Genomic DNA, 22,529 nt, shown 5'->3' with positions numbered 1-22,529 from the left:
GCCCAGCCCCACGCCTCCGCCCGGCCCGAGCCGTGGCTGCGCGTTGCCGGCCTACCCCACCGCCGCCTGCACCGGGGTGCCGGCCGGTTGGACGCCGAAGGTGCAGCACCGCGGAGACCTCGTCATCACCCGCGCCGGCACCGTGCTCGAGGACCACCTGGTCACCGGGAGCATCCTGGTCAAGGCCGAGAACGTGGTCATCCGCCGCACCCGGCTGTACGGCACCATCGACAACTTCGTCGGCGACCGCATCTACGGCCGGCTGCTCATCGAGGACACCGAGGTGGTCAACCCGCCCGGCCAGGAGTTCTCCACCGACCAGCTCTACGCCTTCGGGGTGGCGAACTACACCTGCCGCCGCTGCAAGGTGGTCAACCGGATGGAGGGCTGGCGGGTCGGGGCGAAGGAGTGGACGGGCGCCGGACCGGTGACCATCGAGGACTCGTACGCCAAACTCGCCGTACCACCCGGGATGTGCCAGACGGTGGACCCGCACGGCGACGGCGTGCAGGGCCATCACGGCCCGACCGTGCTCCTCCAGCACAACACCTTCGACCAGCGCCTCGACAACTGTCCCACCGCGCCGATCTTCATTCCGGACCAGTACAACGACGGCGGGACGATCCGCGATAACCTGCTGGCCGGCGGGGGTTACTCGCTGCGGGCCAGCGGCGGCTGGTTCCCCGCGATCACCGGCAACAAGATCGTGCAAGACTCGTACGGCTACGGTCCGATCGACATCGACTGCCGCAAGGTCGGCACCTGGAGCGGAAACGCCACGGTCCGCTACGACTGGACCACCGGCCGTGTGCTCAGCGAGGTCACTCCGCTCGTTCGTTGCGGCTGACCCTGCGGTGCACTCCCTCGGCCCGGGCGACGGCAGCAGCCTTCGCCCGGGCCCAGAAACCCGCTCTACCTGAACAACTTCAACCCAGCAGACAGCCGACAGTCACCGGACATTCCGCCGCCCACGCCATGCAGTCACGACTGCTCATCCTCCTCGACCATCAAGGCGCAACAGTGGTGCTGACACCCAGCCGTGGCGGTAACCTCCCCGGCATGCCCCGACTGCGTAACCTGCTGGTGGACACAGATCAATCCTGGGGCGGACGGCGCCGTGCCAGCCGCGCCCGCTGGCTGGCTGACACGTTTCCCAACCTTGCCGACATGAGCGTCATCGACCTCGGCGGCCGGGTCGACACGTGGCAGCACGCTCCGGTACGGCCCGCCCACGTGCACGTCGTCAACCTGGAAGCACCGCCCGCCGACCTGCCCGACTGGGCTGAGGTGGACCACGGCGACGCCTGCCAACTGCCCGACCGGATCGCCGCCCGCCGCTACGACCTCGTGTTCAGCAACTCGGTACTCGAACACGTGGGTGGGCATGAGCGACGCGAAAGGTTCGCCGAAGCGGTGCACCAACTCGCCGACCGGCACTGGGTACAAACCCCATACCGGCATTTTCCGATCGAACCCCACTGGATTGCCCCCGGCATGCAATACCTGCCGGTGTCGGCCCGCGCCCTCCTGGCACGGCGGTGGCCACTCGCGCACACCCGCCCCACGACACGGGACGAGGCCGTACGGGAGGTGTTGTGGACGGAGCTGGTGGACTACACGCAGATGCGGCTGTTGTTCCCCCGTTCGCGGATCCTGACTGAACGGCTGGCCGGGCTGCCGAAGTCGCTGATCGGCGTCGCAGGCGCCACCCAAGGGCGCGCCTGACTCCCCAGAGCAGGGAAACGCGACGAGTTAGACAAGCCGGGTGAGCAGGATACGGCCGCCCTCGTACACCCCACCGTCGATGGCGACAACTCGACCGTCGGCGTACCACAGCGCATCCCGGACATCCTGTGGCGCTACGCCGAAATACTTGGTTAGCGTGCTGTGCCCGTGCACAAGCACATCGCCACCGAGCGCGCGGAGCATCGCCGACACCGCATCGTCGGGCCGCGCCGACTCGGTCTCACGAAACGCACCCCGATCGCTCATCCGCCCGCAAAACTTGAGCCACTTGGCGCTGTCCGAACAGGTCATAGCCGCGGTCACGGCCGCGTTGACGGCTCCGACGTTCGATCCGAACTCCAGGTACCGCCCGGTGTCGGAGTGGACAAGTAGGTACCCGTCGACAACCGCGACTGCGGGCAAGCTCATGATCCAGGCGACGTGCTGCGGGGTCAGCCGGCGCAGGTCGTCCTCGCGCCCGCCGAACCGCGCCCAACCACCTCGAAAGCCGCCGGGCTCATCCCACCCGGCGATCGGCGCGGTGCCGAACCGGTGCGCGGCGAGCAGTTGCACCTCATGGTTGCCCAGCAGCGCTCGCACCTCGCCGCCCGCAGCCGCAGCCGACACGGCAAGCCGTCGAACATCATCGATGACGCCGATGCCGTCCGGGCCACGATCGACATAGTCACCCAGTAGCCACAGCCGGGCGCCTCCCGCAGACCACTGCCCCGCACGGTCGACAAGTCCCTCGTCCCGAAGTGCGGTCTGCAACTCGGACCGGTGACCATGAACATCCGCGACCACGTACAGCGGAGACCTCGATCTCAGCATCGACCAACCCTACCCGCCGAGCTGCCAACCCGGTGAAGGTTCTTGCTCAGCGCACCGACACCGCACTAGCCGACCGTCTTGAGTTCCCGGACGACGTGTCGCAGCCGGTAGCCGAGGACGCCGATGGCGACGAGCGCGGTGACCCCGGCCACCGCGAGCACCACCAGGTCGATCGCGGTGACCCGGGCCACCAGCAGCGCCACCGCCACGACCGCGGCGGCGCCGAGCAGCGGCGGCCCCAGCCGCACCGCGACCGGCAGGGCCGCGATCCCCACCCGGCGCAGCGAGACGAGGTAGAGCGGGAGGATCACCAGTAGGGCCACCGCGAACTGGACCGCGGAGGCCTGCCAGAGCCCGCCGAAGACGCACGCTGCGTACAACGCCGGCAGCAGCACGACGAACCAGACCATCTGGACGGTCAGCACCACCCGGGTGTCGGCGATCACCACGAAGTAGTCGTAGAACAGCTCGAAGATGATGCGCAGCGCCGCCAGCGGTCCCAGCCACAGCAGCACCGCCGACGCCGGCTGCCAGACGTCGCCGTAGAGGAAGCGGATCAGGGCGTCCGAGGCCGCCGCCAGCAGCAGGCACGCCGGCAGGGTGATCGAGCCGAGCAGCCCGACCGCAGACAGGAACGACCGGCGCATCGCCAGCCGGTCGTGCTGCAACCGGGCCAGGGCGGCCGGCAGCACCGCCCGGACCGGCTGGGAGAAGACGGTAACCGGCCAGCTGGCGAGTTGCAGCGCCAGCACGTAGTAGCCGAGGGCGGTCGGGCCGAGGGCGGCGCCGACCACCACCCGGTCGAGGTTGGTGGTGGCGAACACGACGATGCTGGAGCCGGCGAGCGGCAGGCCGAACTGGAGCAGGGCGCGGGCCTTCGCCGGGTCGAATCCGAAGCGCAGGCCCTGCGGGGCGAACGCGATGAACAGCACCGCCCCGGCGAGCGAGCCGGCGAGCTGCCCGATGGCCAGGCTCATCGCCCCGTTGCCGGCGAGCGCGAGACCGATCGACGCCAGCGCGCTGGTCCAGTTGGTCACCAGGTCGGCCACCGTCTTGCGGTCCTGGCGGAACGCGCGTTGCAGCAACGCCACGGGCGTCGCCACGAGGCCGCTGACGATGACGCTGAGCCCCAGCACCCGGATGACCGTGGTCGAGCCGGGATCACCGAGCGCGCGGGCCAGGAGGGGCGCGCCGAGGTAGAGGGCGCCGTAGACGAGCATGCTGGTGAGCACCGAGAGCGTGGCCACCGTCGGCGCGATCTCCCGGGGGTCGCCGGGCCAGCGGACGATCGCCAGGCTCACCCCGAGTTCGTTGAAGCTGAGCACCGCCAGCAGCACCACCAGGGCCACCGCGAAGGTGCCGAAGGCGTCCGGGCCGAGGATCCGGGCCAGCGCGATGCCGATGGCCAGGGTGCTGAGCCGGCTGAGGACGGTGCTGGCCATGCTCCAGCCGAGAGCCCGGGACGCCCTGGTGAACAGCGCGGGTTGTTCGGCCGCCGGGGTGGGACGTTCCTCGACGCTCACCCGAGCATCCGTCTGATCCGTTGGCGGGCGGTGGTGGTGAGCAGATCGGCGGTGGCCTTGTGCCCGGCCATTCGCAGCCCTTCCCGCAGCCGGGTCCCCGGCCCGGGCCGGTGCCGCAGCGCGTCGGCGTAGACCTCGTGCAGGGTCTGGGTGGCCGCCTTCAGGCTGAACCGGCCCAGGACGAGTTGCCGTCCCCAGTCACCGCGCCCGGCGCGCAGTCGCCGGTCGCCGGCCAGCTCGCCGATCTGCGCCGCCAGCGGGGCCGGGTCGAGGTCGCCGTCGCCGATGCCGTAGAAGCCCCAGCGGAGGAAGTAGTCGATCGTCTCCGGGGCGCAGGTCCGGGAGAAGCCCTTGATGCCGAGCACCACGAGGGGTCGTCCGAAGGCCATCGCCCGCAACGCCGAACCGCCCATGCCCAGGGCGATGTCCGCGGCCGCGTACGCCGCGCGGGGGTCGTCCATCGGGCCGGTCAGCACCACCGCCGGTCGGCCGAGCGCCGCGTTCGCCCGCTCCGCCTCGGCCGCCACGTCGGGTTGGGAGGGGCCGCCACCGGTCACCACCAACCGGAGTCGGTCGTCGTCGAGCAGCCGCAGCGCGCCGATCGCCCGCAGCACGCCTTCGGCCTTCATGTCGGGTTCGAGCCGGGACACCACGCCGATCACGATCTCGTCCGGGCCGATGCCGTGCCGCTGCCGGAACGGATGGCCGTCGACCACGGCCGGGTCGTCGACGTCGGTGTTGACTGGGGGCTCGATCAGCGCCGGTCGCGGTCGGAACGCCGCGGTCTCCGCCACCAGCTGGGCGGTGCCGACGACGAGGCCGCCGTAGCGGGGCAGCCAGCGGGGGACCGCCATGCCGTACACGGTGGTGACCACCGGCGTGCCGAGGCGCAGGTGCGGGCCGTAGAAGGCGTCGAGGGCCACCGAAAACTCGTACGCGTGCACGAGGTCGGCCCGGAAGTCGCGGACGGCCCCGGTCAACGCCCGGGACAGTCCCGGCCGGACCGGCCTGCTGCGGCCCAGGCGTTCGGCGTCGTGCCGTACGGCGATCACCGGCAGTCCCGCCTGCCGGGCGAGGGTCGCCACCGGCCCGGGCTCGTTCCGGTAGTTGCCGAAGATCGCCACCTCGTGGCCCTGGTCCCGGACGCTGACCGCGAGATCCAGGGCGTTGAGCTGGCTGCCCCCGAGCTCCAAATGGTGCAGGCCGACGAGCAGTCGCACCCTTACCCCCCACTTCGAGCGGTCCGGCGGGCGGACCGCCGGTGTGTCGTGTCGACGCCACGCGCGAGGCGGCGCGGGACCGCTGGGCCCGCGCCGCCCCACATCGCCGACGGTCAGTTCGCGGCGAACACCAGGTCGACCCAGTAGTTCGCGCTCGACGACGAGGACGGGAATCCGTCTCCGGGACCGTAACGGTAGGTCGCTCCCGAGGCCGGCACGGTCAACTGCCCGACAGTACGCGAGCTGGCCAGCCCGCCACCGGTCACCGAGTACTGCCCGACCGTGGTGTGGTACGAGATAACGTACTCGTGTCCCGCGCTCACCGGGACGACCTCCGGGAAGTACGCGGTCTGCCACCCCGAGCCGGTCTCGTTGGTGAAGGTCACGGTGCCCAACCGGCCGCCGCCGGAGGACCAGAGCGAACCGGTGTGGGTGCCAGTGTTCCCCGGTCCCTTGTAGAACCGGACACCGTAGACGTCCCCGTCGACGGCCGGGACGAACCGCATCCCCACCTCGACCGCGTCGTTGTCGTCCCAGCTGGCGACCGCCGGGGTGTCGGTCGGGGCGAAGATCCCGTGCGCGCCGGGCGGCGGTGCGCCCGGCTGACCCACCGGCGGGACCTCCTCGTCGGTCACGAAGAGCGGGTCCACCCAGTAGTTCGTCGACTCGTAGGACTGGTTGGGGAAGCCGCTCGATCCGTAGCGGAACACGCCGTTGCTGCCGCCCGGCGCCACCAGCGGCCCCACCGTCCTGGTGCCGGCGAAGTAGCGGTTGTCGCCCGGGTAGAAGCCGTTGGGCGCGAAGTAGGAGGCCACGTAGTTGGTCCCGGCCACCACGTCGACCGGACTGGAGAAGTACGCGGTACGCCAACCCACCGCGGTCGTGCTCGGCAGAGTGGCGGTACGCAGCGCGGTGCCGCCGGCGGTCCAGAGCGTCACCGGGTGGCTGCCGGTGTTGCCCGGCCCCTGGTAGAAGCGGATGCCCACCACCCGACCGTCGACCCGCGCCCGGAAGGTCACACCCAACTCGACGGCGCTTGCGTCGTTGTGCGCCGGCGTCGCCGGAACCGCGTCCGGTGGGAAGAGGGTGTGCAGGTCGCTGTCGAGGGTGGTGAAGAACGACCAGGTGGCGGTCCCCGAGCGGCCCTCGGAGTCGGCGGCGGTGACCACGGCGGTGTAGCTCGTCGCGGAGTCCAGCGGGGCCGACGGGGTGAAGGTCACCTTCTTCAGGGCGCTGTTGTAGGCGGTGGTCCCGGCGACCGGAGTGGCGCCCTTGGTCAGGGTGAAGGAGATCGTGCCGGGGGCGAGCGCCTTGGAGAAGATGGCCGAGACCGTGCCGTCGACCGGGGCGTCGCCGGAGCCGTCCGTCGGGGTGGTGGAGGTGACCGCAGGCGGCAGGTCGGCGCTGACCGCGAAGGTGACGTCGACGTAGTAGTTGGCCGCCCCGTACGACTCGTTCGGGAAGCCGCCCGAGCCGCCGTACCGGAACAGGCCGTTGCCGTTGCCGGCGCCGGCGGCCGACCGGGCCGCGGTGAGCGGGCCGCTGGTCCAGTCGCGGGTGAAGACCCAGTTGTCGGCGGCGTACTTGCCGCTCGGCGCGAAGTACGACGCGACGTAGCTCTGCCCCTCGGTCACCGGCACCGGCGTGGCGAAGGTGAGGGTCTGCCAGCCGGTGGCCGTCTCACCGGTGAAGGTGCCGTTGGCCAGCAGCTCACCGGAGTTGGTCCACAGCCGACCGAGGTGGGTGCCGGTGTTGCCGGTGCCCTTGTAGAACCGCACCCCGGTGACGTATCCGTCGGTCTGCGGCGTGAACCGGACGCCCAGTTCGACCGCGCTGGCCTCGTCCACCGCGGGCGTCTTCGGCACCCGCTGCCCGAAGAGGGTGTTCGGGCCGGTGAGTTGGAACTCGCGGGTGGCGGCGGCGCCGATGTTGACGCTGTCGTCGATGGCCCGGACCCGGACCACCTGGGTGCTCAGGCCGGCCGCGTGGAAGCTGTACGACCACGAGGTGGTGCCGGTCGCCGGGTGCCAGCTGGCACCGTCGTTGGTGGAGACCTCCACCCCGGCGACCCGTCCGCCGACGTCGCTGGCGGTGCCGGTGATCGTCACCTGGCTGCCTCGGGCCACCGTGGCGCCGGCGGCGGGCGTGGTGATGCTCACCGTCGGCGCGGTGCCGTCGGTCGACGCCGTGGCGGCCACCAGACCGGTCATCAGGGTCGCCGGCTGGACCCCCATGTCGGCGAAGAGGTTGATGACGGCCTGCTGCATCCGGCTGTCGGTCGGGGCGCTCTGCCCGTCGTGCACCTCGTCCAGGCCCCAGGTGTACTGGACGGTGCCGGCACCGAAGACCAGGGCACCGCTGGCGGCCCGGTACAGGGTGAGGTGGTGGGTGGTGGTGCCCGGTGCCACCTTGTTGCCGAAGTCCTGCAGCACCTGCGGCACCTCGCCGACGGTGGTGGAGAGTCGGATCAGACCCGGCGGCCGGAAGCCGTTGTCCAGGTCCTCGTCGGACTCGTAGCCCACCGTGTGCGGGGCGAGCGTGGCGGTGCTGCCGGCCGACAGTGAGGTCAGGTTGGTGTTCCGCCAGAGGCGGTACTTGCCCTCCTCGGCCCGCACCTTCAGCGCCAGGTCACCGTCGTTGACCATGAACATGGTGCCCATCAGCTCGTTCTCCGGCCGACCACCGTCCGCCGGCGGGCTGAACCGCGGATCCCGCCAGGTGCCCGTCCACTCACTCGACGGGTCGATCTTCGCGTTGGCCCAGGTCTCCTTGTAGGTGACCACGGTGCGGTGGGCGGTGTTGGTGCCGTCTTTGCTCGGCTCCCAGCGGGTCTTCCAGTAGACCGAGTTGCCGCTGAAGAAGGCGAGGTGCGTGCCGGCGTCCCGGGCCGCCTCGACGTTCGCCCGCTGGCCGCCCGACCAGTACTCGTCGTGCCCGACGGAGAGGAAGACCTTGTGGTTCTTGATCAGCTGGCCGCGCCGGTCGCTGTCCACGTTGGTGGTGTAGCTGACGTCGTACCCGTTGCGCTCCAGGAAGCGGATCATCGGGTACTCGGCGCCGAAGAGGAAGTCCCGCCGCTCCACGCTGTTGCGGGTGGCGAAGGGCCGGTTGTAGCTGAGCTTGTACGCCCGGCCGATCGAGCCGCCGCCGGAGTAGAAGTCCGAGCCGCCGTACTTGTTGTAGGCGTGCCAGGTCGCGTCGGAGGTCTGGAAGAAGAGGGCGGAGGTGCTGCTGTCCTGCCGGACGACGAAGGTGATGTGGCTGTCCCCGCCGGTGTCGTTGCGCTGCAACCGGGCGATGTAGACGCCGGAGACCGCGGTCGACGGCACGTTCCAGAAGGCGGAGACCGCCCAGTTGCCGCAGTCGAACAGCGCGGTGGCGGCGTCGGTGATGCAGTCGGGCTGGGTCTGCGGCAACGACGCCGACGGGTTGACGTCGGCGACCTTGCGGGCTCCGTTGCCGCCGTACCAGCCGAGCCGGTAGATCCCGATGGTGTACGCCGCCGCATTGGTCTTGATCTTGAAGTCGATCCGCTGGCCCGCGTTGACGCTGATGTCGGTCGCGAAGCCCTGGATCGACGGGTCACCGCTGCCGTCGATGTCCCACACCGAGGCGGGGGTGCCCGACTTGCTGTTCTCACAGACGATCGGGTTGACCACCGGGTTGCAGGGGTCGGCCTGGGCGACGCCGGGCAGCACGAAGGCGCCCACTGCGACCGCCACGACGAGGGCGACCACGCCCGCCAACCGGCGCCTCACCCAGCGACCGGGCACTGTGGACCAGAGCGACGCCACACCGCGGCCGGCATACCGCCCCTGCTCTCCGTTCACGACGTTGCTCCCTCGGAAGTATCCCCACACCGACCTGTACGCAGCGCCGTCGGGCTGCTACTGTCGGTACCGCTCGATCGACTGTCCTGAACGGCCAGTGGCGGCCGGCACTGCTGGAACGCATCAGTTGCGGCGCAGCCTAGCGCCACGTGGCCAGCCGGCGCCTCTGCGACAACGGGCAGTTCTGCCGTACGACCGGTCAGGCTTTTTCACCGGCGGCCCGGCTCGAACGGTCGTGCGCCCAGGCGACCTGACCCGTTCGCCGCGCTCGACGGGCGCGCCGCTCCGCCAGGAGGGTGACCGCGACGTAGCAGACGGCGGCCGGGGACAGCCATGGGGCGCGGAGCACCACATCGGTCAGCCACGAGCTCCTGTTCGAACGGCGGACCCCGGGCAGCGTGTCGCGCAGGTCGGCGTTGCCGGCGCGGACCCGGACCAGGCGACGGACGAGGTCCCCGGTCCGCATCGGCGCCGCCACCCGCACCGTCGCCGACGTCACGACGAGCCGTTCCCGCTCGACGAAGAGCGAGTCGAGGAACAGATCGTCGGCGGTCTCGTCGGGAAACCGCCCGAACCGTGCCCGCCCTTCTCGGGACACGGCGATCGTCCCCCGGCCGTACAGGCCACCGACGACGGCGGGCAGCCGGGAATGGATCGCGTAGTAGGCGCGTACCGCCGGTGACCGTCCGGTCAGCTCCATCCGTCGCGCCGGCACCGCGACCAGCGCGCCCGACCGCTCCAGCTCCCGGACCAGCACGTCGATGGCGCCCTCGTCGAGCAGTACGTCGGCATCGAGGTAGACGCGCGGAAAGCCGGTCGCGGCGGCGTCACCGGCGTTGAGGGCGGCGGCCTTGCCGGGCTCGGCCAGTTCGACGACGGTGACGCCCCGGCGCCGGGCCACCGCGGCGGTGTCGTCCGTGCAGCCGTTCGGCACGACGACCACCTGTGCCGGGTCCCCGACGGTGGCGTTGCGCAGCACGCTGTCGAGGCAACGGTCGAGGACCGCAGCCTCGTTGTGCGCGGCGATGATGATGCTGGTCAATCGAATCCCCGGACGGTCGAAGTGCGGATGATGCGGGCGGGATGGGTCAACCGCCAGACCGCGCCGCTGAGGCCCACGAAGAGGGCCAGGCTGATGGCGAAGGTCGTGTAGTAGAGCGAGTCGAAGGTCCCCCCGACGACGACGGCGACCACCTGGGCGGAGATGAGGGCCACGCACAGGTGCCGGTCCGCCTCCCGGGTCGCCCGGCGGAACGCGATCACGGCCAGCACCACGCTGGCCACGTGCACCGCGAGCAGCGCGAGCACCCCGATGACGCCGCCGGTCACCACGGTGTAGAGCCACTGGTTGTCCAGGATGGTGTCGCGCACCGGGTGGGCGAGCAGCGTCCGCGGCCCCCGCCCCAGCCAGGGTCGCTGGGCGAAGAAGTGGCCGACCAGCGCGTAGTCGTTCGTCCGGCCCTCGATGCTCGGGTCGACACCCACGTTCAAGAACATCGACTTGATCGTGCCCAGCACGCCCGGCTTGAGGAGCATGATCGCCATCACCGCGCCGACGCCCAGGAACAGGAACGTGTACCGCAGCCGCCACGACCAGATGGGCACCATGACGAGCAGGGCGAGCGCGAGCGCCACGATGCCGGTACGGGAGATCGACATCGGGTTCGCCACGGCCGCGAGCATCGCGCACACCCCGGCCAGCCGCCGATGACTCTTACGGGGCGCGAACCGGGCCACGTGGATGCCGAACGGCACCATCATCGCCATGACCGCGCTGTACTCGATGTAGTGGACCGTGGTCCCGGCCACCCGGAACAGGCCCTCGTCCCCTCGCTGCCCGAAGCCCGCCAGGCCGCCCTTGACCTCCAGGCCGGGGATCACCAGGTACGTCGAGACGTCGTACTTGAAGACCGCCTGGATGATGCCCACGACCGCCATGAAGCCGGTGCACCAGACGGCCACCAGCAGCACCCGGTTGAGCCGGTCCCAGTTGCGGATCCCGTCGGCGGCGATGAGCGCGACGCCCAGGAACTCGAACAGTTGCAGCATGGCGAAGTCCTGCGCGTTCGCCTCCTGCGTGGGCAGCCCCCGCATCAGGCCGGCCAGGTACGACAGCAGGTGGGCGACGAGGTAGGCGCAGAGCACCCAGCGCATCGGCTGCGGTCCGACGAGCAGCAGCGTCGGATTGAGCCGGGCCAGGCACCACCACGCGAAGAGCAGCAACGCCACCAGCAACGCCGGGCGACCGGCGTAGGTCAGATTGGGCACGATCAGGGTGCCCGGCAGTACGTAGAGCAGGACCAGGGTGACGCCGAGCAGCGCCGAGACGTCCAACCGGGACCGGGATCGGCGAATGCTGTACGTGCCCTGGGCCAGGAGCGACGGCTCCAGGTCGACAGGGTGGTACGGCGGCGCGGTCGCGGTCGCGGTCACTGCCGGTCGGTCCTGCTTCCGCGCGGCCAGGCGGTGGAGTGGGGCACGGGCAGCACGATGGTCGCGTCGGCGTCGGGTGGCGCCGCTGCGGGCCGGCGTGGATCGGCGTTACCGCGGTGGACCGGGCGTTCCCCGCCGGGCTGCTCCCGTCGGGCCGGCTGCTGGCCGGCGGGCTGCCGGGCCACTCGCGGCGCGACGGCACCTGCCGCCGGACCGGGCCGCCCCGCCGTCCCGACCATCTGGGTGGCCTCGCTGTCGAACGCTGCGGCCGGCGGTCGCGCGGCGGCGGGTTGGCCGGCGGCCTCCTCCGGGGCCCCCGACGCGGTCCCGTTGCCCCCGCGGCGACGAGTCCTCCGACGCAGGATCGCGTCCACGCCGACGGTCACTCCCGCGGTCAGCAGCAGCCCGGCACCGAGCGCGACGACCATCACCCGCATGACCTTGGAGTTCTGGACCTCAACCTCGCTGCCGTCGTCGAGCGCGAGGGTCGTGATCAGGTCGCTCTCCGCCACCCGCAGCGAGGTCTGCCGCTCGGCGACCGCATCCTCGATCAACGTGAGCATCCGGTCGGCGGTGGCCGTGGCCTGCTCCGGGGAGTTGCCCACCGCCTCGATCTCGAACAGCGGCACCCGGTCCATCGTGACGGTGACGTTGTCGGAGAGGCCCTCCTCCGCCATCTGCTTGAGCACGGACTGTCGCGTCACGTCGATCATCGTGGCGTTGCCCAGCGCCGCGTAGCCAAGGTCGAACCACTGGTTCTTGATCGGCTTCTGCCGCCCGTCCGGCCCGGTGACAACCGGCGGCGGGATCAACTGGATGTGCGCCGTGGCGCTGTAGTCCGGCTTCACGACCTGACTCGCCACGCCGACCAGGACGAGAACGGCCAGCATGAGCGGCAGGGAAATATACCAGCGCCGGAAGAGCAGCTTGGTCATGTCCCAGAGGTCCACTACATCCCCTTGCCGAGGTTCAGGTGAGAAAGAAGACGCGCCGCAGGCGGCACGCCGGGACCAGCCGCTGACTCGATGCTACGGGCCCAGGCAAGTGTCACTGCGCTGGCGATGCCTTGGCAAGAAAGAGCGAACACTCGGACGAAACTTCAATCTGGGGCGAGGAACCGCATATGCTGACTTACCGATCAATCAGTCGGCGGGTTGACACACGGCACAGTACCAACGGGGGATGTTCCGCGACCCCGATTCCACGATGGTGACGAGGCGACCGGCGGTCCTCACCGTCCACACACGGTGACGACACGACCGCCTTGACGGGGGCGGCGGCCGACCGGTCGCCGGAGGGGGCATCGATGGCAGCAGAACAGGCGCGGACGGACGAGGACGCCGAAACCACCGGCACCCGGACGGCCCGACGGCCGCACGTCGCCATCGCGGTCGTCAACCTGCCGGTCGAACGGGACCGGCGGGTGATCCGGGAATGCCTCGCCCTGGAAAGTGCCGGCTACCGCGTCACGGTCATCTGCCCGCGCGGCGAGACGAGACTCCGTCACCTGCCCGGCAGCCGGGACACCGCGATCCGTTCCTTCCGCCAGCCCTTCGCCGGCGACGGCATCCTCTCCTTCGCCGCGGAGTTCGCCTGGGCGTTCCTCTGGGTCGCCTGGCACCTCGCCGTACTGGTCGTCCGGCACCGGGTGGTGGCCGCGCAGGTCTGCAACCCGCCGGACGTCTTCTGGCCGTTGGCCCTGGTCATGCGGGCGATCGGCCGGGGCTGGATATTCGACCACCACGATCTCAGCCCGGAGTTGTACGCCTGCAAGACCACCGCACCGCGACCCGCCGTCACCCGGCTGCTCACCTGGTTCGAGCGGCTCTCCATGCGGTTCGCCAGCGAGGTGGTGGCCACCAACGAGTCGTACCGGCAGATCGCGCTGACCCGGGGCGGGTGTGCCCCCGAGCGGGTGACGATCGTCCGCAACGGGCCGGCCGCCAGCGAGATCGCCGCCCCGACCGACACCGACGCCCGCACCGGCGACAAGCGGATCGTCTACGTCGGCGTGATCAACGAGCAGGATCACGTCGACCGCGCCGTCCTGGCCGCCGACCGGCTCGCCGCGCTGCGCGGCCGTGACGGCTGGGAGATGGTCATCGCCGGTGACGGCGAGTGCCTGCCCGCTTTGCGGACCATGGTCGACGAGCGGGAGCTCGGCGACGTCGTCCGGTTCACCGGGTGGCTGCAGGCCCCGGAGGTCGACGCGCTGCTGCGCGGTGCCACCCTCGGCATCCAGCCGGACATTTTCAGCGACATGACCAATTTGTCCACGATGGCCAAGACGGTCGAGTACATGGCCCGTGGCCTGCCGGTGGTCGCGGTCGACCTGCTGGAGACCCAACGCACCGCCGGCGAGGCCGGGCGGTACGTCGCCACCGGCAGCGCGGACGAGTTCGCCAAGGCGCTGGACGAGCTGCTCGACGACGAGCGGCAGCTGGCGCAGATGCGGGCGATCGCCCGGGAACGGTTCACCACGGTGCTGGCCTGGGAGCACCAGGCCGCCGCGTACCTCCGGGTCTGGCGCCGGGTGGTACCGCTGCCGGGCGGCACGGCACCCGCGCAGCCCACCCACCGGCCGGAACCGGCCGCGGCCCCCGAGCACGCATCGTGATCGGTACGGCGAAGCGTGCCGGACGGGACTGGCTCGGGCGTCGCGGTCACGCCCGGGAACTGCGCCGACGCACTCCCCCACCGCTGCGCTACGACGCGAACCACGCCGGACCGGGCGTCGTCTACTACCTCAGCCCGGACGACAACAAGCCCAGCGGCGGCATCCGCAACCTCTACCGCCACGTCGACCTGCTCAACGAGTCGGGGACCCCGGCCGCGGTGCTGCACTCCCGGCCGGGTTTCCGGGCCGACTGGTTCACCAACGACACCCGGGTGACCGCCGCCGCCGACGTCACGCTCGGCCCGCCCGATCTCCTGGTGGTGCCCGAGTACTACGGTCCGGCCCTGCACCTGCTGCCCGGGCCCGCCCGGAAACTGGTGTTCAACCAGAACGCCTACCAGACCTTCGACGAGGTGCCGCTCGGTGACACCGCGGCCGGCGCCCCGTACCGGGACTGCCCCGGCATCGAGGCGCTGCTCACCGTCTCCCGGGACAACGCCGCACTGCTCCGCCACGCCTTCGCCGACCTCGACGTACACCTGGCCCGGGTGGTGGTCGACGAGCAGGTCTTCCACCCGCCGGCCCGCCCGGCCGCCCGGCGGATCGGCCACATGCCCCGCCGCCGCGCCGCCGAGCAGGAGCAACTGCTGCACATCCTGCGGGCCCGCGGCACCCTGGCCGGTTGGGAACTCGTGCCGATCGACGGGCTGACCGAGACGCAGACCGCCGAGGCGCTGCGCAGCTGCGCGATCTTCCTCAGCTTCAGCGAGCGCGAGGGATTCGGCCTCCCGCCGGCCGAGGCGATGGCCAGCGGCGCCTACGTCGTCGGCTTCACCGGCCTCGGCGGACGGGACTTCTTCGACCCCCGGTACTGCACACCGGTCGCCGAGGGCGACCTGCTCGGCTACGCCATCGCCGTCGAGCAGGCGCTACGACGCTACGAGGAGGACCCGGCGGCCCTGGTGGCGGCCGGGCAGGCGGCCGCCGAACGGATCCACTCGGAGTACCACACGGACGGCCTGCGCGCCGATCTCGCCGACATCCTCCACACCTACCGCAACCCCGCGGTGCCCGCCTGACCCGCCGATCAGCACGAGGAGCGCACCGCCCGTGACCACCGACCCGGTAGCCGGATCCGGCGACGTCGTCGCCGTCATCGTCGTCACCTACAACAGCGCGCCCGTCGTACCGGGCCTGCTGGACTCGCTCGGCCCCGGGCTCGACGGCCTGCGCTGGCACCTCACGGTGGCCGACAACGCCTCGGCGGACGGCACCGCCGACACCGTCCGGCAGCTCATGCCCGAGGCGCGGGTCGTGGAGACCGGCCGCAACGGCGGCTACTCGGCCGGCATCAACGCGGCCATCGCCGCCGCGCAGCCGTTCACCGCGGTCCTCGTCCTCAACCCCGACATCCGGCTCGCGCCGGGCTGCGGCCGGCTCCTGCTCGACCTGCTGCACCGCAGCGGCGACGGCATCGTGGTCCCCCTGGTGACCATGGCCGACGGCAGCCCCGAGCACACCCTGCGGCGTGAGCCCACCGTGCTGCGCGCGCTCGGTGACGCGCTTCTCGGCGCCGAACGGGCCGGTCGGTTCCCGCTGCTCGGCGAGGTGGTCACCGACCCGGCCACCTATCAGCGGGAATCGTCGTCGGACTGGGCCGTCGGCTCCGCCCTGCTGATCAGCGGCCGATGCTGGTCGGCGTGCGCGCCGTGGGACGAGTCGTTCTTCCTCTACTCCGAGGAGACCGACTTCGCCCTGCGGGCCCGCGATGCCGGCTTCCCGACCCGGCTGGCCCCGGCCGCCCGGGCCACCCACATCGGCGGCGACTCGCGGGCGGCGCCCTGGCTGTGGCGAATGCTGACCCTCAACAAGGTGCGCCTCTACCGGCGCCGGCACGGACGGCTGGCCACCGCCGCGTACTGGGCGGCGATCCTGCTGCGCGAGCTCAGCCGGGCCGCCCTCGGCAGCCCGACCAGCCGGGCGGCGGCGACGGCGCTGCTGCGCCCGGCGACGCTGCGCGAGGTGCCCGGCCCGCCGGCCGACCGGCCGACCGCGATCGGCGCCACGGCCTGAGTCGACGGCCCAGCGGGGGCGTCACCCTATCGCCAGCGCTTGACCAGCCCGACCGCGCTCGACCGGGCCCGACCGAGCAGCCCGGGCCCGAAGACGATGTCGCGCAGGCTCTCGGCGGTGTCCTCGGCCCGGACGCTGTAGCGCGGTTGCAGCCACCCGCCGGGCCGCGCCGGACGCCGGTCACTGGTGAACACCCGGGTGTAGCCGGCCGCCTTCAATCGGGACAGGACCGCCCGGTCGTAGCGGCCGAGCGGGCAGGCGGCCTGGTCGACCGGCTCGCCGACGAGGTCGGCGAGCCGGTCCCGGGCGGTGTGGAACTCCTCGGTCGCCTGCTCGGGGGTCAGGCCGCGCCACGGGCGGTGCCACATGCCGTGGCTGCCCACCGGCATGCCGTGCCGGCGTAGTTCCCGGACCCCGTCGGCGTCCACGCTGCCGGGCTCGTCCAGTCGCCCGGCGATGATGAAGAAGGTGGCGCTCACCTGTCGCTCGACCAGGGCCGGCAGCCCCACCTCGAGGTCCGAGGCGTTGCCGTCGTCGAAGCTGAGTCGCGCCTGCGGCCACGAGACGACCTCGTCGAGAAGTTCGTGGAACTGGTCGACGGTCACCCAGTAGCGATCCTCACCCGGCTCCAACTCGCGACGCGGCGTCCCGATGCCGTGGAACAGAATGTTGATCACCCGGTGGTCGCTCATGACTCTCCTGTGCGTCGTCGTCGCGGTCAGTACGCTCCGGAGCTGCGGACGACCGCGCCCAGCGTCCGGAGCAGGATCGTGAGATCCATTGTCAACGACCAGTTCTCCACGTACGACAGGTCGAGCCGGATGGATTCCTCCCACGACAGGTCGGACCGGCCGGAGACCTGCCACAGCCCGGTCAGGCCGGGCTTGACCACCAGACGCCGACGCATGTCCGGCGGGTAGTTGGCGACCTCACGGGCCAGCGGCGGCCGCGGCCCGACCAGCGACATGTCGCCCTTGACCACGTTGACGAGCTGTGGGATCTCGTCCAGCGAGAACCGGCGCAGCCAGTGCCCGACCGGGGTCACCCGTGGGTCGTCGCGGATCTTGAACAGCCCGCCGTCGTGCTCGTTGCGGTGCAGCAGCTCGGCCAGGCGGTCCTCGGCGTCCACGTACATGGTCCGGAACTTGTAGATGACAAAGAGCCGGCCGTTGCGGCCCACCCGCTCCTGCCGGAAGATCACCGGGCCACCGGCGCTCGGGGCGAACCGCACCAGGAGAGCGATCACCAGCAGCAGCGGTGTCGCGAGGATCAGCAGCAGCAGCGCCGACACCCGGTCGAAGGCGCCCTTCACCAACCGCCGGCCGCCCTTGAGCCGAGGATGCTCGACGTGCAGCATCGGCAGCCCGTCGACCGGGCGGATGGTGGTGCGGTCACCCGCCACGTCGACGAGATTGCTGGCCACGATCAGGTCGACGTCGTCGCGCTCCAGCTGCCATGCCAACCGGCGCAGGGCGGCCCCGGCGATCTCCGGGCAGGAGAGCACGACGACGGTGTCCGCGCCGGTGCGGCCGACCGCGGTCGCCACGTCCTCGAAGGCGCCGAGGATCGGCGGCAGGGAGCCGGGGACCCGGCGTAGCGCGGAGTGGGCCTGCTCGTACGGCAGGCAGGCGCCGACCACCCCGAGTCCGTGGTAGCGCTCGCGGCGCAACCGCTTGGTCATCTCACCGACGGCATGCTCGTGCCCGACCAGGATCACGCGGTGCAACCGGTCGCCGCCGGCCCAGGAGCGGTGCAGCCGCTGGCGGACGAGGTATCGCACCACCACGGTGGCGAAGACCATCAGCGGCATCGCGATGATCACGTAGCCTCTGGCGAGCCGGAAGTCGAACGCGACCGCGACGATCGCCAACGTGGTGGTAAGGGCGAGGCCGGATCGCACCACCCGGGCGTACTCGTCATTGCCGACGAAGAGATAACGCGTTTCGTAGGTCCGGTTAAGAGCGAGCACGATCAGCCAGGCGAACGGCAGAGCAATGGTGAGCCAGAGATGCCCGCGGTTATACGGCTCGGTCGTTTGTGCACCGAATCGAAGACCGAGTGCGGCGACCGCCGACACCAGGCCCACCATCAGGTCGAGCAGACAAAGGCCGGCTACGTAGCGGGGCTGCCAGCCACTGCGCCTCGGTCCCGCGAGGTTCACCGGTGGCGGCGTCGAATCGGTAAGGACGCCCACACGCCCGGTAACCGGCGCCAATTCCACCGAATTCACGTAGCCTCCATCGCTCGTCCATCGGCGATTCGGCCGTACGGTTGACCGTCCGGCTCGAGTTACTGCGAAAGGCAGAAACAACCGCGCCCAGCGGGGGTGTTTCCCCCGGAAGGCGCGTACGACAGCTGTCGAGGATGGGTGTGGTCCCCCCGGATCACATCGCGAGATTAGTTTGGCTTCACCCGGCCCAGATGTCAGCACACCGACAGCCGCTCATATACGACCGACTCGGCGTCGGCCGGCAATCCGCGCGGGTGCCGCACCCCACCCGTCCAGACCTGACCGGTACGACTTTCGGCCGGACCGGCGACACGTGACGGCGCGTGTTGGTCAACGAAGCGCGCCGGCCCCCGCCGACGTCGGCAGTTCGGCGCCACCGTCCATGCTGGTGTCGCCGACGCGACCGGACAACGCGCCGCGCTCGCGTAGACTTCACAACCCGTGAGGATTCTCGTCACCGGTGGAGCCGGGTTCATCGGATCCGAATACGTACGCATGCTGTTGGGCGCGCCCGGCAGCACCCGCCCAGGGGATCCGCCGATCGAGCCGGCCGCGGTCACCGTGCTCGACAAGCTGACCTACTCCGGGAACCTGGCCAACCTCGCACCCGTGCAGGACGACCCGCGCCTGCGGTTCGTGCCGGGGGACATCTGCGACGCGGCCCTGGTCGACGAGGTCGTCGCCGGTCACGACGTGATCGTGCACTTCGCCGCCGAGTCGCACGTGGACCGCTCGATCGCCGGCGCCGCCCCGTTCGTCACCACGAACGTGCTGGGCACCCAGACCCTGCTCGACGCCGCGCTGCGTCACGGGACCCACCGGTTCGTGCACGTCTCCACCGACGAGGTGTACGGGTCCATCGCCGAGGGTTCCTGGACGGAGGACTGGCCGCTGTCGCCGAACTCGCCGTACTCCTCGGCCAAGGCCGGCTCGGACCTGCTGGCGCTGGCCTACCACCGCACCCACGGGATGGACGTGGTGGTCACCCGCTGCTCCAACAACTACGGGCCGTACCAGTACCCGGAGAAGGTCATCCCACTGTTCGTCACCAACCTGCTCGACGGCGGCACCGTGCCGCTCTACGGCGACGGCGGCAACGTGCGGGACTGGCTGCACGTGCACGACCACTGCGTCGGCATCGCGCTGGTCCAGGAGAAGGGCCGGGCCGGCGAGGTCTACCACATCGGCGGCGGCACCGAACTGACCAACAAGGAGCTGACCGCCCGGCTGCTCGACGCGTGCGGCGTGGGCTGGGACCGGGTGGTGGCGGTTGCCGACCGCAAGGGCCACGACCGCCGCTACTCCGTCGACATCACCAAGATCAGCCAGGAGCTGGGGTACGCCCCGAGCATCGACCTGGAGAGCGGCCTGGCGGGGACCGTGCGGTGGTACCGGGACAACCGGGCCTGGTGGCAGCCGCTGAAGGCGAGTTCCACGCCGGCCAGCTGAGCCCGCCGACCGGCTGAGCCCGCCGACCGGTCACCGCTGCCGGCCGGTCACCGCCGACGTGCGGGAGCCGCCGGCCGTCGTACGGACGCACGCCGGCCCACCGGACGACAGATGCCGGTTTTGCCGAAGATTGCGGCTTTCGCGGCGATATCGTCGCGTCGATGACCGAGCCCGCGACGCCGCCGACGTGAGGAAGCTCCTCGCCGCCACCCTCGGCATCCTCTCGGCGGTCGGCGGTTTCGTCGACATCGGCGACCTGGTCGCCGCCGGCCAGGCCGGCGCCCGGTTCGGCATGGCGCACACCTGGGTGCTGCTGCTCGGGGTGGTCGCGATCTGCGCGTACGCCGAGATGGCCGGACGCATCGCGGCGGTGACCGGCCGGGCGGTGTTCGACCTGATCCGGGAGCGGCTCGGCGCCCGGGTGGCACTGCTCAACCTGATCGCGTCGTACCTGGTCACGGTGATCACCCTGGCCGCCGAGCTGGGCGGGGTGGCGCTGGCGCTGCGGCTGGCCACCGGCGTGCCGTACCTGCTCTGGGTGCCGGTCGCCGGGCTGGCGGTCTGGCTGGTGCTGTGGCGGATGCGGTTCCAGCTGATGGAGCGGGTCTTCGGGCTGGCCGGGCTGGCCCTGGTGGTCTTCGCCGTCGCCCTGTGGTGGCTGCCGACCGACTGGGCGGCGCTCGGGCGCGGCGTGGTGCTGCCGACGGAGGCCGGGCAGGGCTGGGGGGCCTACTGGTTCATCGCGGTGGCCCTGTTCGCCTCCACGGTCAGCCCGTACGAGGTCTTCTTCTTCTCCTCCGGCGGGGTGGAGGAACGCTGGAGCAAGGCCGACCTGGCCGACGCCCGGTTCAGCGTGCTGGTCGGGTTCCCGATCGGCGGGTTCCTCGCGCTGTCGCTGATCGCCACCGCGACCGTGGTGCTGCGCCCCGCCGGCGTGACCGTCTCCAGCCTCGAACAGGTCGCACACCCGGTCGTGCTGGCCTTCGGCGCGGCCGGCCTGGCGGTGGCGGCGCTGGCCTTCTTCGCGGTCACCTTCGGCGCCGCGCTGGAGACCGGGCTGTCCGCCGCGTACGCCGCAGCGCAGTACTTCGGCTGGCAGTGGGGCAAGCGGGTCAGCCCCCGCGAGGCGGCCCGGTTCCACACGGTGCTGCTGGTCAGCGTGCTGCTCGGGGTGCTCCTGCTGCTCACCACGATCGACCCGGTGACGCTCACCGAGTACATGCTGATCATCAGCGCGGTGGCGCTGCCGCTGACGTACCTGCCGATCCTGGTGGTGGCCAACGACCGCACGTACCTCGGCGACCGGGTCAACGGGCGGGCGCTCAATCTGCTCGGCGCGGTGATCCTGCTGGTCATCCTGGCTGCGGCGATCGCCGCCGTACCGCTGGCCATCGGCACGAGGATGGGCGAGTGAGAATCCAGGTGAGCCGCGAACTGCTCGACCGTCAACTGGTCGACGTCGACGGGCGGCTGGTCGGCAAGGTCGACGACGTGGAGTTCGCGCTCGGCGCGGACGGGGTGCCGTACCTGCGGACGCTGCTCAGCGGTCCGGGCGCGCTCGGGCTGCGGGTCGGCGGCCGGCTCGGCCGGATGCTGGTGCTGACCGCCGAACGGTTCGTCACCGACCGGCCGATGGCCCCGCTGCGCATCCCGTACGCGCTGGTCACGCGGGTCGACAGCGCGGTGTGGCTGCGGGTACGGGCCGAGGACCTGGGCACCTCGCCGGTCGAGGAATGGCTGCGCCGCAACCTGATCGACCGGATCCCGGGAGCCGGCCGTGCGGGCGGGTGAGCTGCTGGGCCGGACCGCGTACGACGAGCGGGGCCGGCGGCTGGGTCGGGTGGTGGACCTGGTGGTCCGCGGCCGGCCCGGCGGCCCGCTGCGGCTGACCGACCTGGTGGTGACCCGGCACTGGTACGGCCGGCTGAGTGGCCGGCTGATCGGGCCCGAACGCCACCCGTCCGGTCCGTGGGCGATCCGCGCCGTGGCCCGGCTGCTCGGCCGCAGCACCGTGCAGGTGCCGCTGCACCGGGTCCGACTGGACCCGCCGCTGCCGGAGGGTCCCGACCAGCCGCCGTCGGGCTAGGGGGCGTGTCCTGCCGATTCTGAGGTCCGGTCGGACGCCGAACCCGGTTTCCTTGCCGTGGTGGGTCTGGCCCCGAGGGCTGCCGCACCGTTGCGGCAGCCCTCGGTGGCGCGGTCACGGGGGCGGCGGTCACAGGGACCGTCGGCGTGGCCTGGTGCGCGGGAACGGGGTCCGGCCGCCGCTGGTGGAGGCGCCGCGCCACATGCGCCAGATGATCGGCCCTTCGGTGGGCAGCACGATGGTGGGTCCGGCGGTGTAGCCGAGGCGGAGGTAGAGCCGCCGGTTGCGCATGTTGCTGGCTTCCAGGTACGCCGGCAGGCCGAGATCGTCGAGACGACGGTGATGGTCGGCGAGCAGCGCGGCGCCGATGCCCCGGTTCTGGCGGGTGGGGTCGACGGCGAGGTAGGCGAGGTAGTGGTGCGCCTCGTCGGGGTGGAAGACGTCGAACATCTCCTCCAGCAGCACGAACTTCGGCGCGTACGCGCCGGCGATGTGCTCCAGTGCCTCCATCC

General features: G+C 71.3%; 19 protein-coding genes. 9 read left to right on the top strand and 10 right to left on the bottom strand.

Features of this window, described 5'->3' with window-relative positions:
- Positions 1-847, top strand: an 847-nt coding sequence (locus C1I95_RS35290; RefSeq protein WP_158566420.1) for a hypothetical protein, incomplete at its 5' end; no start/stop codon positions are given.
- A 212-nt stretch (positions 848-1,059) separates the two neighbouring features.
- On the top strand, positions 1,060-1,725 hold the full coding sequence (locus C1I95_RS17960) for a class I SAM-dependent methyltransferase (RefSeq protein ID WP_111214971.1): 666 nt from the start codon (positions 1,060-1,062) through the stop codon (positions 1,723-1,725).
- Positions 1,726-1,752: 27 nt separating this feature from the next.
- Here the strand turns inward: C1I95_RS17960 and C1I95_RS17955 are convergent, their stop codons facing one another.
- The 7 genes from C1I95_RS17955 to C1I95_RS17925 form a co-directional block, all read right to left on the bottom strand.
- Positions 1,753-2,529 (bottom strand): metallophosphoesterase, encoded by a 777-nt coding sequence (locus C1I95_RS17955; RefSeq protein WP_233513726.1) that lies wholly within the window; start codon positions 2,527-2,529, stop codon positions 1,753-1,755.
- 92 nt (positions 2,530-2,621) lie between these two features.
- Positions 2,622-4,079: an oligosaccharide flippase family protein gene (locus C1I95_RS17950; protein WP_199523801.1), complete on the bottom strand. Its 1,458-nt coding sequence runs from the start codon at positions 4,077-4,079 to the stop codon at positions 2,622-2,624.
- The gene (locus tag C1I95_RS17945) at positions 4,076-5,299 is read right to left on the bottom strand and encodes a glycosyltransferase (protein ID WP_111214967.1); all 1,224 of its coding nucleotides are present in this window, start codon (positions 5,297-5,299) and stop codon (positions 4,076-4,078) included. Before C1I95_RS17945 ends, C1I95_RS17950 begins: the two co-directional genes overlap by 4 nt.
- Before the next feature lie 113 nt (positions 5,300-5,412).
- Positions 5,413-9,057 (bottom strand): DUF4082 domain-containing protein, encoded by a 3,645-nt coding sequence (locus C1I95_RS17940; protein ID WP_146605756.1) that lies wholly within the window; start codon positions 9,055-9,057, stop codon positions 5,413-5,415.
- Between the two features lie 271 nt (positions 9,058-9,328).
- Positions 9,329-10,171, bottom strand: a complete 843-nt coding sequence (locus C1I95_RS17935) for a glycosyltransferase family 2 protein (RefSeq protein WP_111214965.1) — start codon at positions 10,169-10,171, stop codon at positions 9,329-9,331.
- Positions 10,168-11,562: an O-antigen ligase family protein gene (locus tag C1I95_RS17930; protein ID WP_111214964.1), complete on the bottom strand. Its 1,395-nt coding sequence runs from the start codon at positions 11,560-11,562 to the stop codon at positions 10,168-10,170. Before C1I95_RS17930 ends, C1I95_RS17935 begins: the two co-directional genes overlap by 4 nt.
- Positions 11,559-12,512 (bottom strand): YveK family protein, encoded by a 954-nt coding sequence (locus tag C1I95_RS17925; protein WP_111214963.1) that lies wholly within the window; start codon positions 12,510-12,512, stop codon positions 11,559-11,561. The genes C1I95_RS17930 and C1I95_RS17925 overlap by 4 nt, the downstream gene beginning before the upstream one ends.
- A gap of 356 nt (positions 12,513-12,868) precedes the next feature.
- On the opposite strand from C1I95_RS17925, the gene C1I95_RS17920 reads away from it, so the two are divergent.
- Genes C1I95_RS17920 through C1I95_RS17910 form a run of 3 tightly spaced genes read left to right on the top strand, consistent with a single transcriptional unit; the run spans position 12,869 to position 16,252 of the window.
- Complete coding sequence (locus C1I95_RS17920) at positions 12,869-14,179, top strand: glycosyltransferase family 4 protein (protein WP_111214962.1); 1,311 nt, start codon at positions 12,869-12,871, stop codon at positions 14,177-14,179.
- Positions 14,176-15,258: a glycosyltransferase gene (locus tag C1I95_RS17915; RefSeq protein ID WP_111214961.1), complete on the top strand. Its 1,083-nt coding sequence runs from the start codon at positions 14,176-14,178 to the stop codon at positions 15,256-15,258. Before C1I95_RS17920 ends, C1I95_RS17915 begins: the two co-directional genes overlap by 4 nt.
- 31 nt (positions 15,259-15,289) lie before the next feature.
- Positions 15,290-16,252 carry a glycosyltransferase gene (locus C1I95_RS17910; protein ID WP_111214960.1) on the top strand — a complete coding sequence of 321 codons (963 nt, stop codon included), beginning with the start codon at positions 15,290-15,292 and terminating at the stop codon, positions 16,250-16,252.
- 26 nt (positions 16,253-16,278) lie between these two features.
- Here the strand turns inward: C1I95_RS17910 and C1I95_RS17905 are convergent, their stop codons facing one another.
- Entirely contained in the window at positions 16,279-16,944 is a 666-nt protein-coding gene (locus C1I95_RS17905) for a polysaccharide deacetylase family protein (protein WP_111214959.1), read from the bottom strand.
- Between the two features lie 26 nt (positions 16,945-16,970).
- Positions 16,971-18,341, bottom strand: coding sequence for a sugar transferase (locus tag C1I95_RS17900; protein ID WP_111214958.1), 1,371 nt, complete (start codon positions 18,339-18,341; stop codon positions 16,971-16,973).
- A 582-nt stretch (positions 18,342-18,923) separates the two neighbouring features.
- On the opposite strand from C1I95_RS17900, the gene rfbB reads away from it, so the two are divergent.
- The 4 genes from rfbB to C1I95_RS17880 all read left to right on the top strand — a co-directional run bounded on the left by rfbB (position 18,924) and on the right by C1I95_RS17880 (position 22,017).
- Complete coding sequence (rfbB, locus tag C1I95_RS17895; protein WP_111214957.1) at positions 18,924-19,931, top strand: dTDP-glucose 4,6-dehydratase; 1,008 nt, start codon at positions 18,924-18,926, stop codon at positions 19,929-19,931.
- Between the two features lie 187 nt (positions 19,932-20,118).
- Positions 20,119-21,345 (top strand): NRAMP family divalent metal transporter, encoded by a 1,227-nt coding sequence (locus C1I95_RS17890; RefSeq protein WP_111214956.1) that lies wholly within the window; start codon positions 20,119-20,121, stop codon positions 21,343-21,345.
- Positions 21,342-21,722 (top strand): hypothetical protein, encoded by a 381-nt coding sequence (locus C1I95_RS17885; RefSeq protein WP_111214955.1) that lies wholly within the window; start codon positions 21,342-21,344, stop codon positions 21,720-21,722. The genes C1I95_RS17890 and C1I95_RS17885 overlap by 4 nt, the downstream gene beginning before the upstream one ends.
- The gene (locus C1I95_RS17880) at positions 21,709-22,017 is read left to right on the top strand and encodes a PRC-barrel domain-containing protein (protein ID WP_111214954.1); all 309 of its coding nucleotides are present in this window, start codon (positions 21,709-21,711) and stop codon (positions 22,015-22,017) included. The genes C1I95_RS17885 and C1I95_RS17880 overlap by 14 nt, the downstream gene beginning before the upstream one ends.
- Positions 22,018-22,146: 129 nt before the next feature.
- On the opposite strand, the gene C1I95_RS17875 is transcribed toward C1I95_RS17880, so the two are convergent.
- Positions 22,147-22,529: GNAT family N-acetyltransferase (locus C1I95_RS17875; RefSeq protein WP_146605755.1), on the bottom strand; the 383-nt coding region annotated here is incomplete at its 5' end.

The sequence above is a fragment of the Micromonospora craterilacus genome (assembly GCF_003236315.1).
Lineage (GTDB): Bacteria > Actinomycetota > Actinomycetes > Mycobacteriales > Micromonosporaceae > Micromonospora > Micromonospora craterilacus.
Note: the sequence above shows the minus strand (reverse complement) of the source record. Positions and strands in the feature narration are given on the sequence as shown.

Excerpts from the sequence above, each read along its gene's own strand:
- C1I95_RS17905 (WP_111214959.1), bottom strand. The coding sequence starts at position 16,944 with ATGAGCGACCACCGGGTGATCAACATTCTGTTCCACGGCATCGGGACG.
- C1I95_RS17900 (WP_111214958.1), bottom strand. The coding sequence starts at position 18,341 with ATGGTGGGCCTGGTGTCGGCGGTCGCCGCACTCGGTCTTCGATTCGGT.
- C1I95_RS17960 (WP_111214971.1), top strand. The coding sequence starts at position 1,060 with ATGCCCCGACTGCGTAACCTGCTGGTGGACACAGATCAATCCTGGGGC.
- C1I95_RS17920 (WP_111214962.1), top strand. The coding sequence starts at position 12,869 with ATGGCAGCAGAACAGGCGCGGACGGACGAGGACGCCGAAACCACCGGC.